Genomic DNA, 13,412 nt, shown 5'->3' with positions numbered 1-13,412 from the left:
GATAAAAGTATAAGGTAGTAAATTATTTTTTTTTTTAGAAAGAGTCAATATGGATGATAGATATATTAAGTTAGACCACATTGATACTTCAGTTGCGGCTAAAAATGTCGCCAAATTGCTAGAGGATAATAAAACCTATTTCCTAAATGGGAGCTGGGGTTCTGGCAAAACGGAGTTTTTAGCTGAAGTTGACAAGAACACTAATAAAAAATTAGTAACGTTAGATTTTTGGAGATTAAATGATAACCGCTCAACAATTGAGATTGTTTTTTCAAAATTGCACCCGTTTATATACATTTTTCTAAGGACTTGCTTAGTTTTATGTGTTGCGATTTCTATTTTAATGACGAATGTTGTTGATTTAGGATTAAGCAAATTTTTTGATTTTTGGGTGGTTTCACTTGGTGGAATCGTTGCTTTGAGTGTGGGTGTTTATCAATTTTTCAAAATCAAATCTGATGGGTTTTACAGTTATTTGTTAACATTTAAGTATTTTTCATTAGCTCGAAAAGTTCTAGTTATTGATGATTTTGATCGAATGTCTAATAAACAACAAGAGGAGAGTTATAAAATTTTTAGCTTGCTTAATGGTAAGCTTCCAATTGTTTTTGTTGGGGATATTGAGAAAGTTCACCTTAACGATAATAATTTCCTTTCTAAAATTATTGATAGACAGATAGAGTTACCATTTGTCCTTCATTCATCAAATATTTGGCAAGATTATTTTGAGTTGTTAAGCAAAAAACTGAATACTAGTTTGTCAGATGATTTTTGGAGAAGGTTTAGCTTTGAAAATAGAAACTTGAGGGATAGAAATCATTTTAATGACTATGTCAATCAAGAATTCCTTTCAAGGGGTAAACTAGGTCATGTTCAAGAGGAACAGCAACTTTGGATTATCTATGCCTATCTTTTTTATCCTGAATTATATAAACAATTATTGAAGAATGAGGAAATAAGAGTAAATGAAGATGAAAAAACTGGAATTAAAGAGATGTTCAAATTTGGACAAAGCATACAAGAAATATTGTCTGACATTCAGCAATCAGACCTCAACCAATATCCACCAAGTTATAAAAAGAATAAATCAGGCTATTTTCTTTATGAAGAATCTATAAATCGTACAAAAGAGGAGTTGGACATATTGCTTGAAACAGATAGTGAGAAATTATCAAGAGAACTAAGAGAGTCATACCATAACACAGATTTTTATCAATATCTTTCAAGTGAATATAAATCTTTTTCTGAAAAACTAAAAGCAAGATTACTACATATTACCATCAAAGAGTCTATGAAATCTTATAATAGCCCTACAATGGACTATATTGTTGGAGAAAAATTAAATGAAGAAATTCCCAGATATGAGAGGAATAGTCCTTTAAGTGAGGAAATAATAGGTATCATTGTGAATTTTTGGGAAAGCATTCTGAGAAAAGAAGGTTTAGATCCGTCTGAAATCCTTTATTTTATGGAAAAACATAGAGTGCTGACCTTCCATGATTTGGGACGTCACTATAAAAACCTAGAAATAAATAATGAAAATTTTGCTAAGCTAAAGCGTAAAGATATAGTCTTATTGACTTATCTTAGTTCAGTTAATAAATTTGGACAATTTAAGAAATGGGATAGTAGTATATGGAATGCAATTGATTATTTTGGAGATAAGGAATTCTTATCATTTTGGAAATTCCAAGGAATTCTGTCTACTGATGAGAATTATTTTGATTTTGATATTATCCCAGAAAACAAGACTTATACTCTTTGGATAGGTAAATACGCTTTTGAACCTCCTTATGAACTTGAAGATTATAGAGAGGATGTTATTAGAAAGATTCGTCCGAAACTTGAACAACTGAAATCAAAAGGATTTACGTTTGTAGAAAAAATAGATGGAGAACATAGACAAAGGGAGTAGGCGTACCAGACTTAATATTTTCTATTTCATAACTCATTTCTGAAGTTTATAATAAATAATTTATCTGCCCCACTCGATCTATTTTGGTCGAGTGGTTTTTCTTAAAATATGATAAAATAAAAAGGATAATACATTAATTAAAGAAAGTAAAAATGGCAAACAAAGAAAGTGCAGAGCGCAAGGAACGGCATCGTAAAATTTGGGCAATTGCGGACGATGTTTGTGGAGCTGTAGATGGTTGGGATTTTAAGCAGCACATAAGTATAAAGGAGGAACTCACATGTCTAAACTAAAAAAGACACGATTGGTAAAACAAGGTTAAAAATAATAATTATTATATTATAGTTATCTCAAAAATAAAATGGAGATGTTAATGAGTAAAAGGAAAAGTAAACAAATAAAAAAAACGTCACAAACTAAAAAAGAAGAATCAAAAATTGAGATAAAAGGGAATCATGAACTTAAAAAATTTTTAGATAACTCTAGATGTGAAAGAAGAATTATTGAAAATTTTGGTAGAAATTCAGTAAAAAAAATAAGTAATGTGAACTTAGAAAAAGTGGATTTTAAGAATTTGACATTAAAGAACTGTGAGTTTGTTGATTCGGAAATTAAATTTTCACATATATCTGAAAATAGCTATTTGAGAAAGTCTAAATTTTTAAATGTGGATTTTACAGGGACTGTATTTGAAAATGTAAATTTAGAAAAAGCAGAATTTAAGAATTGTAAATTATATTATGTACGATTTGAGGATTGTATTGTTGATTATAAAAATATTTTAAAAAACAAACCCGATGAGCCTAATTTAGCTATGAATCTTATTAAGTCATTGTACAAAAATGAACTACAGCAAGGTAATGCAAAAGAAGCTGATGAACTTTTTTTATTATATAAAAAAGAAGAGAGGCAATTTTTCAAACATTTGATTGGTTGGAAAAAAGCTAAAAAAAATAGCAATAAAATGTATCAGAATGAAAAATATTATAATGAATATATGAAGGATAAAAAACTTAATAAATTTAGTGTGTTTTTAAAATTAATATCATCATTGACAAATAATATTATTTGGGGATATGGAATAAAAATTCACAGAATAGTAACATCTATGATTTTTGGAATATTAATATTCTCTTTTATATATTTTAGTATAAATGATAAAAATTGTCTTAATTCAATTTTTTTGAGTTTTAAAACTTGGATGCTTAACAATGAATATGAATCTAATAATATGGTCGTTAGTGCAGTTATGATAATTGAGAATCTTTTAGGATTAGTGAGTTTAGCATTGCTTACATCAGCATTTTATAGAAAGGTGGAAAAATAGATTGGAGTCTAAAAATGTAGAAAAATTAAGAGAACTGATAAAAGATAATAGATTAACAAAAAAAATAGATGCGATTTTTTTGTATGGTTCTTCAATTACTAAGGAAAAAAATGAATATTCAGATATAGATGTTTTGATAGTGGTTCAATATGAATTACAAGCTAGAGATGAGGAAAAAATATTGAAAGTTATATCTTCAATATATGATTCTCAAAAATTAGATATTTCTATATACGATAACAATAAATTTCAAAATTTGTTGGACTCTGGAGCGTTGTTTATTCATCATTTGAAAAACGAAGGTCTATTGATATACTCTTCAAGAGATAAAACAAAAGAATACTATTTCAATAATCTTAAAGACTTTAAGGGGCTAGCAGAAGATGTTTTATTGTATAGAAGAATGTTGACTAAAACAAAAGCAAGTATTGAGTTAAATGGGATCAATTATTTTGACCTATGTATACTTAGTATGATTACAAGGAATACATTAACACTCTTAAATTATAAGCAATGTAAAGAAAAGTGTAAGTTCGGGAAATTGGAAGTTTTCAAATCGATAAAGAATTCAAAATTAGAATTAGAATTTAAAGAGTATTGTAAACTATTGGAATACAGATCCTATTTTAGGAGAGGTTTTCCCAGGGTTGAACTACCTAGCATTGAAGATTTTCAATTAATTTTGAAGAAGGTTGAAGAGCTAGTATGTTATGCAATTAACGAAATAGGTGTTAATGATACAATAGATAGATTTTATTTTTTAATTGACGATAATAATGCTAGAAATTTGTATACATCATTTGAAGTTTTTACAGATTTAGAAAGAGATATATATTTTTATTTAAAAAAATATGGTAAATCAAAATATAAATTAGAAATAAATTCTATTAGAACTGATTATATTGAATTTTTAATCGAAAATTATAACAAAGATGAATTTTTTTCTTTGACATTACAAATTTTAAATCATATCGAAAGAATAAAGAAAAAATCAAATAACTATTCTATTGATTTTCCTGACTTAATGACAATAAGAAACATGTCTAAATCTGAAATTTCATTAAATAAATTACTTCTAAAAATTTTAATGAGTATAAAAAAATTGACCAAAACCAATATAAAGTTATTAGATAAATGGCAAAAAAAATTAGAATCTAAAATTGATAGCACATTTATAGAGGATTTAGAGAGATACAGAAATATAAGAGGTAATACTTTTAAATAATATAAAAATACAACTTTAACTAAACTTATAGATGGTAAATGGAGAATACAATAAATTGATAATCTTCAAAATTTTAAGCTTTCATTAGATATGGATGGAATGATTTGGGCGTTCACTGAAGAAGCTTAAGCGAATTTTTCTACTATGAAATCATTCATAACTAGAATTATAATTCGAAATGAAATTAATAAATAGAGTTATGTACGTTAACAGACTACGTGAATATATATCTGATTTTAATTTACAGGTTTGGATATTATTACATGATTTTATATACAGGTCGGGAACGTTACTCATGAACTTGGTTAGCCATATTAGCATTGTAGTTCCGCCAATTGATTTTATTTCAAAATTAGACACCCAACTACAACCTATAATGTTACAACAACAGATTTCAAAAAATTTAAATCAAGAACTCACCCAATTGCGCGATTGGCTCTTGCCAATGCTGATGAATGGACAGGTGAAGGTGGAGCGCTAGGGAATTTAAAAACTTTTATATAAAATGCTATCAAGGAGGTGTGTGAATATTGTCTTGTGTAATTGGAACTGTATTTAAAAATTTCGCAATTATTTCAGGAGATACGCGTCTTAGCAAAGATTCAGGTGAAACTGTAAGTAATACATACTCTAAAGTGTTCAAGGTAAATCAAAATGTATTGGTAGGTTTTACTGGTTCAGGTAATGCTGTAGATATTTTAAATAAAAAAGGTATTTTTGATAAAGATGACTGTCCAAGCGCCGAAGATTTTCTAGAATTTTTATGGCTTTTATTAGGTAACAGAGTGGTAAATGAACCAAACCATTGTAATATATTAGTTTTGGGAAAAAGTAAAATGAATTATGGTTTTGGTGGAAACTTTCATATGTCAGAAGATGATGTTCAAAATCAGCTACATTTAACAGATCACAGGAACGTATGGGCTCCTATTATGACACCTCCAAATGTTGATTACGAGTATTATCAAGATTTAGTTAATTCAAAAGTACAATTTATTATTGCTGAACAAATAATTTCTCCAGTATTTAGTAGAGGGATGGCGATTAAGAAAATAAAAGAAATTCATAGAGAAATTATTCTAGAAATTTCTAAAAAAGATAAATCAGTTAATAGTAATATTGAACAACATGTGATTAAATGGTGAATATGACTAATAAAATTGTTGAATACAAAGACCTGATTGCTTTTCATCCAGGTCAATATGTTGGTGAGTTGATTGAAGATTATAACCTAACGCAAAAAGAATTTGCGGAGAAGTTGGGGGTATCGCCAAAGATGATCAGAAAATTAGTGAAAGGTGAGCAGTCAATTAGTAATGAGATTGCTCAGAAGTTAGAGAAATTTACCAAAATTTCGATGAAAACTTGGCTCAATCTTCAAAATGCTTACGATGTAAAAATGGCAGAGTTCTTAGAGTAAACATGGTATAATGTCAGATATGAATAACAACAACCAACGTGCCCTTTGTCAGCAACTCTGGGCGGAAAACAAATACCTTGTTTTGAGTCATTCTAGCAATATTTACAAGGACATTCGCCAGTATCTCAAGCAAAAAGTGGTGGAGCTGAGTCAGGTTCAAGAGATGATTGACCGTGCCTGCCAGATTCCAGAACACAGGGGTCAGGTTTGCAACGCTTTTCAGCATATTTGGGGCTATTTTAAAAAGCAAGCTAGCCTTGACGAGCGCAGAGATTATATGCTCTTGTTGGATCGCTATCGCTTTGGTCAAGCTTCTAAGCAAGACTTGATTGCTAAGACGAGAGATTTGCTTGAACGTTACCCAAATGCATATCTGCAACATTCTACCTTGCTGAAAGGAGACTCCCATGAGACTTTGGAATGAGGCTTTGATTTCACAACTTCCCCGTCCTCAGCTCTTGGGGCAACATCGAGAGTGTTGTGCCCTTCGTGGCAATGGCTGGGGCAGAAAGCATGCGACGGTTGATTATGTCTTTACCCACTCGCCTTATCGTCTTTATGCCTATCATCGCTTGATCATGGAGGAGATGGCAGACCGTGGCTACAAGGTCAGTCCAGAGTGGCTGGACAAGTACTACCGTGGGAAGACCTGTCCTCCTTATCAAGACTTAGCAGAGGAAAAGCTGAAAAGTCCTATCTATAGTGAGCATGATCATGCGTACTATGAGGAGTGTCTGGCAAATCTCCGTGACAAGGGGATCGACCTATAGTCTTTTCTAATACCAAGCTATAGTCAACTCTCAGTTTACTCAAGTTTGACTATGAACATGCCTATCTTGAAAATATGTTAATCATTGTCTACCAAAGGATTTGGGGAATCTTCTCCAAATCTTTTTTTGTGCGTTGAAAAGTGATATAGTTTCAAACTATATCAAAGCCTAATTTTTTACAATTATACAGACGCTTTCTTTTCTGTTAAGATAGTTTCAACAACAATTTTTGGAGGACAAAACATGTCAACTACAATTATCGGTTTCCCTCGTTTGGGTGAATTCCGCGAATTAAAATTTACAACTGAAAAATACTTTAGAAAAGAAATCTCAGAAGAAGAACTCTTGGCTGCTGCGAAAGAATTGCGTGCAAAACACTGGAACATCGTCAAAGAAAAAGGCATCACTGAAATCCCATCAAATGACTTTTCTCACTATGATAACTTCCTAGATGCAGCTTTCCTTTTCAACGTAGTGCCTGCATCTGTTCAAAACTTGGAATTGTCAGATCTTGAACGCTACTTTGCTTTGGGACGTGGTTACCAAGGAGAAAAAGGGGATGTTCGTGCCCTTCCAATGAAGAAATGGTTCAATACTAACTACCACTACATCGTTCCTAAATTTGAAAAAGACACTCAAGTGAAACTTGCAGGTCACAAGATTTTTGATGAGTTCCAAGAAGCTAAAGAACTTGGTCTCAACACTCGTCCTGTCCTTGTAGGTCCATTCACTTTCCTCCAATTGTCAGACTTTGAAGAAGGTGTGAAAGCAGAAGACTTCGTAGATAGCTTAGTAGCTGCTTACCAAGATGTTTTTGCGAAATTGGCTGAACTTGGTGCGACTCGTATCCAATTGGACGAAGCTGCTCTTGTAAAAGATTTGACAACTGAAGAAAAAGCCCTCTTCTTGAACCTCTACAACAAACTATTGGCTGACAAAAAAGGTCTTGAAATCTTGCTTCAAACTTACTTCGGTGACGTTCGTGACGTTTACGCTGACCTTGTCAAATTGCCAGTAGATGCTATCGGTCTTGACTTCGTTGAAGGTAAGAAAACTCTTGAACTCGTTAAAGGTGGCTTCCCAGCTGACAAGACTCTTTATGCAGGTATTGTCAATGGTAAGAACATCTGGCGCAACAACTACGAAAAGAGCTTGGCTGTTCTTGAGCAAATTCCAGCCGAAAACATCGTTTTGACTAGCTCATGTTCACTTCTTCATGTGCCATTTACAACTGCTAATGAAGAATTTGAACCAGCTATCTTGAACCACTTTGCTTTCGCAGTTGAAAAATTGGATGAGATCCGTGACTTGGATGCTATCCGCAACGGTCAAGGTGCAGAAGCACTTGCAGCTAACAAAGAACTCTTTGCGACTGAACGTGTTGGTGAAAATGCGGAACTTCGTGCTCGTATCGCTGGATTGACTGACGCAGACTACACTCGTTTGCCAGCCTTTGCTGAACGTGAAGCTATCCAAGAAGAAGCATTCAAACTTCCAGCTCTTCCAACAACAACTATCGGTTCATTCCCTCAAACCAAGGAAGTTCGTGCTAAACGTTTGGCCTTCCGTAAGGGTGAATTGTCACAAGAAGAATACGATGCTTTCCTTGCTGAAACCATCGACGAATGGATCAAATGGCAAGAAGAAGTTGGATTTGACGTGCTTGTACACGGTGAATTCGAGCGTAATGACATGGTTGAGTACTTCGGTCAAAACTTGTCAGGTTACCTCTTCTCTAAGAATGGTTGGGTACAATCATACGGTATGCGTGGGGTTAAGCCACCAATCATCTGGGGTGATGTGACTCGTCTCAACCCGATCACTGTCAAATGGTCTAGCTACGCACAAAGCCGTACTGACAAACCTGTTAAAGGTATGTTGACTGGACCTGTTACCATCCTTAACTGGTCATTCCCACGTGAAGACATCTCTATCAAGGATTCTACTCTTCAAATCGCTCTTGCAATCAAGGATGAAGTGCTTGACCTTGAAGCTGCAGGCGTGAAAATCATCCAAATCGACGAGGCTGCTCTTCGTGAGAAATTGCCACTTCGTCGTAGCGACTGGTACGAAGACTACCTTGACTGGGCTATTCCAGCCTTCCGTTTGGTACACTCAACAGTAGCACCAGACACACAAATCCACACTCACATGTGTTACTCAGAATTTACAGATATCATCCCAGCTATCGACAACTTGGATGCAGACGTTATCTCATTTGAAGCTAGCCGTTCAAATCTTGAAATCTTGGACGAACTCAAAGCGAAAAACTTCCAAACAGAAGTTGGACCTGGGGTTTACGATATCCACTCACCTCGTGTGCCTAATGAAGGCGAAATCGACCACACCATCGAAGCAATCCTTGCTAAAGTTCCAAGCAGAAAAGTTTGGATCAACCCTGACTGTGGTTTGAAAACACGTGGTATTCCAGAAACGAAAGAAAGCTTGATCCGCCTTGTAGAAGCTGCCAAAGCTGCGCGTGAGAAATTGTAAGAAAAGACAGTTCTCCCTATACGGCTGATCAGTAAGAAATCAACTAGAAAAGGTTCATAAATATGTCACGTCAAACACCGTCCCTCTCATTTGAAGTTTTCCCTCCAAACCCAGCAGTAGGCAATGACAAAATTATTGCGGCCCTGAAAGATATGCAGGACTTGGCCCCACACTTTATCAGTGTGACTGCCAGCAATAATAAATTTAATATCAAAGAGACGACGGTTCGTTTGGCAGACTATATCCAAAATGACTTGGAGATTCCGACCATTGCTCACTTGCCAGCTATTTATCTGACTAAGGATAAGGTGGCTGAGACCATTGCAGATTTGGATAAGGTTGGGGTTCAGAAAATCTTGGCTTTGCGTGGAGATATCATTCCAGATGTTGAGCCTCAAAAAGATTTCCGTTACGCGACAGACCTGATTGAATTCATCAAGGAGCAGGCCCCACACTTTGATATTGTTGGAGCTTGTTACCCAGAAGGGCACCCGGATTCGCCAAACCAAATCTCAGATATCCAAAATCTTAAGAAAAAAGTGGATGCAGGATGCTCTAGTCTAGTAACGCAACTTTTCTTTGACAATGAGCGTTTCTACGATTTCCAAGACAAATGTACCTTGGCTGGAATTGATGTGCCGATTCATGCAGGGATCATGCCAATCCTCAACCGTAACCAAGCGCTTCGTCTCTTGAAGACTTGTGAGAATATTCATCTTCCACGTAAGTTTAAGGCTATCTTGGACAAGTATGAGAATGACCCTGAGTCACTCAGAGCAGCAGGACTTGCCTATGCCGTAGACCAAATCGTGGACTTGGTAACGCAAGACGTAGCAGGTGTGCATCTTTACACTATGAACAATGCAGAAACTGCCCAATATATCCACCAAGCAACCCATGCCTTGTTCAATCACCAGTCTTTAGGATAATAAAAAGCAAACCATTCTTCTTTTCATGGAGGAATGGTTCCTTTTTAATAGAAAAGGCCGCACTTTTTAAGAAAAATATGATAAAATAGACTCTGTACGTACTTGATACAAAGATGAGGGTATTAAATAATACAATGCATTCAAACTGCAAGGTTTAGCGACACGAGCGAATCAAATTGATGATATCTGACGAGAGAGTTAGTAAAGCATTCAGCTAATCGCATGATAGCGATTAGCGTGAAAGGCTTAGATGCTTTAGCATCAAATCTTTCTGATGACTAACGGTAGGAAAGAGCGACACGAGCGAGTCAAATCGATATTATTTGACGAGAGAGTTAGTAAAGCATTTAGCTAATCGCATGATAGCGATTAGCGTGAAAGGTTTAGATGCTTTAGTATCAAACCTTTCTAATGATTTGTATCTTGATCTTTGTAGGCAAGGCGTATAATTTTATCAATCCAAAGGGGATTAAAATGACAAAACATGTGTTTCAAACGACTTTTGCTGGTCGTGAGTTGATCGTAGAGACTGGTCAGGTTGCTAAGCAAGCAAATGGCTCTGTTGTGGTACGTTACGGTGAGTCAACTGTCTTGACTGCTGCCGTTATGTCTAAGAAGATGGCAACTGGTGATTTCTTCCCACTTCAAGTCAACTACGAAGAAAAAATGTATGCGGCTGGGAAATTTCCTGGTGGCTTTATGAAACGTGAAGGACGTCCTTCAACAGATGCGACTTTGACAGCGCGTTTGATTGACCGTCCAATCCGTCCAATGTTTGCGGAAGGTTTCCGTAATGAAGTGCAAGTAATCAACACAGTCCTTTCTTACGATGAAAATGCATCTGCATCAATGGCAGCTATGTTTGGTTCATCATTGGCACTTTCTATCTCAGATATTCCATTTGACGGACCAATCGCTGGGGTACAAGTGGGTTATGTGGATGGCCAGATCGTCATCAACCCAAGTCAAGAACAAGCAGAGCAATCGCTTCTTGAATTGACAGTAGCTGGTACCAAGCACGCTATTAACATGGTAGAGTCTGGTGCCAAAGAATTGTCAGAAGAAATCATGTTGGAAGCCCTTCTTAAAGGACACGAAGCCGTTAAAGAATTGATTGCCTTCCAAGAAGAAATCGTTGCGGCAGTCGGAAAAGAAAAAGCAGAAGTAGAATTGCTTCATGTAGATGCTGAATTGCAAGCTGAAATCATCGCAGCCTACAACAGCGACCTTCAAAAAGCTGTTCAAGTTGAAGAAAAATTGGCGCGTGAAGCTGCAACTCAAGCAGTGAAAGACCAAGTCACAGCAGTTTACGAAGAAAAATATGCAGACCACGAAGAATTTGACCGTATCATGCGTGATGTGGCTGAAATCTTGGAACAAATGGAACATGCAGAAGTGCGCCGTTTGATCACAGAAGACAAGGTTCGTCCTGACGGCCGTAAGGTCGATGAAATCCGTCCTTTGGATGCACAAGTGGACTACCTTCCTCGCGTACATGGTTCAGGTCTCTTTACTCGTGGACAAACTCAGGCTCTTTCTATCTTGACTTTGGCGCCAATGGGTGAAACGCAAATCATCGATGGTTTGGATCCAGAGTACAAGAAACGCTTCATGCACCACTATAACTTCCCACAATACTCTGTTGGTGAAACTGGACGTTATGGTGCGCCTGGTCGTCGTGAAATTGGTCACGGTGCTCTCGGTGAGCGTGCTCTTGCTCAAGTATTGCCAAGCTTGGAAGAATTCCCATACGCTATCCGTTTGGTAGCAGAAGTCTTGGAATCAAATGGTTCTTCATCTCAAGCATCTATCTGTGCGGGTACTCTTGCCCTTATGGCTGGTGGTGTGCCAATCAAGGCACCAGTAGCAGGTATTGCCATGGGTCTGATTTCAGATGGAAACAACTACACCGTATTGACAGATATTCAAGGTTTGGAAGACCACTTTGGAGACATGGACTTTAAGGTTGCAGGTACTCGTGACGGGATTACAGCCCTTCAAATGGATATCAAAATTCAAGGGATTACTGCAGAAATCTTGACTGAAGCTCTTGCTCAAGCCAAGAAAGCTCGTTTTGAAATCCTTGATGTCATTGAAGCAACGATTCCAGAAGTTCGTCCAGAATTGGCTCCAACTGCACCGAAAATTGATACTATTAAGATTGATGTGGACAAGATTAAGATTGTCATCGGTAAGGGTGGAGAAACCATCGATAAGATCATCGCTGAAACAGGCGTTAAGATTGATATCGACGAAGAAGGAAACGTGTCTATCTACTCGAGCGACCAAGCTGCCATTAACCGTGCCAAAGAAATCATTGCTGGTTTGGTTCGTGAAGCAAAAGTGGATGAAGTCTACCATGCCAAAGTGGTTCGTATCGAGAAATTTGGTGCCTTTGTCAACCTCTTTGACAAGACAGATGCCCTTGTACACATCTCTGAAATGGCTTGGACACGTACCAATAATGTCGAAGACTTGGTAGCAATCGGGGATGAAGTTGATGTTAAGGTTATCAAGATTGATGAAAAAGGTCGTGTAGATGCTTCTATGAAGGCACTCTTGCCACGTCCGCCAAAACCTGAACGTTCAGAAGAAAAAGGGGATAAAGGTCCTCGTCATGGAGATCGTCCTCGTCACCACCACAAGGACCACAAACCTAAGAAAGAAACTACAGAAACACCAAAAGACTCAGAATAAGAAAAGGAGAAATGTATGGGATGGTGGCGTGAAACCATTGATATCGTAAAAGAAAATGATCCAGCAGCTCGCACTACCTTGGAAGTCTTGCTGACCTATCCTGGTGTCAAGGCCTTGGCTGCCCACCGTCTCTCCCATTTTCTCTGGAAGCACGGCTTCAAGCTTTTAGCTCGCATGCACAGCCAGTTTTGGCGTTTTTGGACTCAGATTGAGATTCATCCAGGTGCTCAAATCGACTCTGGAGTCTTTATCGACCATGGTTCAGGTCTTGTAATTGGGGAGACGGCTATCGTTGAAAAAGGGGTTCTTCTCTACCACGGGGTAACTCTTGGCGGGACAGGGAAGGATGTTGGCAAACGCCATCCGACCGTTCGTAAAGGAGCTCTCATCTCTGCTCATGCTCAAGTCATTGGACCTGTAGAAATCGGTGAAAATGCCAAAGTCGGTGCTGCAGCGGTTGTCGTAGCAGATGTTCCTAGTGATGTAACGGTTGTCGGTATTCCTGCCAAGATTGTCCGAGTGCATGGGCAAAAGGATGAACCAACCATTCACGAAGTTGAAGTAAAACGGGAATACTACGTCAATAAACTTGAGCAGGCGAGAGATGCCAGTCACAGTTCGTCTGGTTTGTAGAGG

At 36.8% G+C, this 13,412-nt stretch carries 10 protein-coding genes and 3 pseudogenes; all 13 read left to right on the top strand.

Features of this window, described 5'->3' with window-relative positions:
* The first annotated feature begins 49 nt into the window (after window positions 1-49).
* The 13 genes and pseudogenes from QM911_RS02225 to cysE all read left to right on the top strand — a co-directional run bounded on the left by QM911_RS02225 (window position 50) and on the right by cysE (window position 13,409).
* Window positions 50-1,915 (top strand): P-loop NTPase fold protein, encoded by a 1,866-nt coding sequence (locus QM911_RS02225; protein ID WP_414312971.1) that lies wholly within the window; start codon window positions 50-52, stop codon window positions 1,913-1,915.
* 152 nt (window positions 1,916-2,067) lie between these two features.
* A pseudogene (locus tag QM911_RS02220) lies at window positions 2,068-2,175 on the top strand (adenine methylase); the annotation flags it as partial.
* A gap of 113 nt (window positions 2,176-2,288) precedes the next feature.
* On the top strand, window positions 2,289-3,242 hold the full coding sequence (locus QM911_RS02215; RefSeq protein ID WP_414312970.1) for a pentapeptide repeat-containing protein: 954 nt from the start codon (window positions 2,289-2,291) through the stop codon (window positions 3,240-3,242).
* A gap of 1 nt (window position 3,243) precedes the next feature.
* A complete protein-coding gene (locus QM911_RS02210) occupies window positions 3,244-4,467 on the top strand; it encodes a nucleotidyltransferase domain-containing protein (protein ID WP_414312969.1) in 1,224 nt (407 codons plus the stop codon).
* 316 nt (window positions 4,468-4,783) lie between these two features.
* A pseudogene (locus QM911_RS02205) lies at window positions 4,784-4,948 on the top strand (restriction endonuclease subunit S); the annotation flags it as partial.
* Between the two features lie 49 nt (window positions 4,949-4,997).
* Window positions 4,998-5,612: a hypothetical protein gene (locus QM911_RS02200; protein WP_414312968.1), complete on the top strand. Its 615-nt coding sequence runs from the start codon at window positions 4,998-5,000 to the stop codon at window positions 5,610-5,612.
* A 2-nt stretch (window positions 5,613-5,614) separates the two neighbouring features.
* Window positions 5,615-5,884 (top strand): annotated as a pseudogene (locus QM911_RS02195) (HigA family addiction module antitoxin); the annotation flags it as partial.
* A 22-nt stretch (window positions 5,885-5,906) separates the two neighbouring features.
* Window positions 5,907-6,311, top strand: a complete 405-nt coding sequence (locus QM911_RS02190; protein WP_414312967.1) for a YbgA family protein — start codon at window positions 5,907-5,909, stop codon at window positions 6,309-6,311.
* On the top strand, window positions 6,295-6,657 hold the full coding sequence (locus QM911_RS02185) for a TIGR02328 family protein (RefSeq protein WP_414312966.1): 363 nt from the start codon (window positions 6,295-6,297) through the stop codon (window positions 6,655-6,657). The genes QM911_RS02190 and QM911_RS02185 overlap by 17 nt, the downstream gene beginning before the upstream one ends.
* Before the next feature lie 243 nt (window positions 6,658-6,900).
* The gene (gene metE, locus QM911_RS02180; protein ID WP_414312965.1) at window positions 6,901-9,150 is read left to right on the top strand and encodes a 5-methyltetrahydropteroyltriglutamate--homocysteine S-methyltransferase; all 2,250 of its coding nucleotides are present in this window, start codon (window positions 6,901-6,903) and stop codon (window positions 9,148-9,150) included.
* A 62-nt stretch (window positions 9,151-9,212) separates the two neighbouring features.
* On the top strand, window positions 9,213-10,079 hold the full coding sequence (gene metF / locus QM911_RS02175) for a methylenetetrahydrofolate reductase [NAD(P)H] (RefSeq protein WP_414312964.1): 867 nt from the start codon (window positions 9,213-9,215) through the stop codon (window positions 10,077-10,079).
* A 474-nt stretch (window positions 10,080-10,553) separates the two neighbouring features.
* The gene (pnp, locus tag QM911_RS02170) at window positions 10,554-12,776 is read left to right on the top strand and encodes a polyribonucleotide nucleotidyltransferase (RefSeq protein ID WP_414312963.1); all 2,223 of its coding nucleotides are present in this window, start codon (window positions 10,554-10,556) and stop codon (window positions 12,774-12,776) included.
* Window positions 12,777-12,791: 15 nt separating this feature from the next.
* Entirely contained in the window at window positions 12,792-13,409 is a 618-nt protein-coding gene (gene cysE, locus QM911_RS02165) for a serine O-acetyltransferase (RefSeq protein ID WP_414312962.1), read from the top strand.
* The last annotated feature ends 3 nt before the right edge of the window (window positions 13,410-13,412 follow it).

Origin of the sequence: Streptococcus infantis (genome assembly GCF_047460825.1) — a bacterium.
Taxonomy (GTDB): domain Bacteria; phylum Bacillota; class Bacilli; order Lactobacillales; family Streptococcaceae; genus Streptococcus; species Streptococcus infantis_V.
The sequence above is the reverse complement of the archived record's forward strand: the minus strand, read 5'-3'. Positions and strand labels throughout refer to the sequence as shown.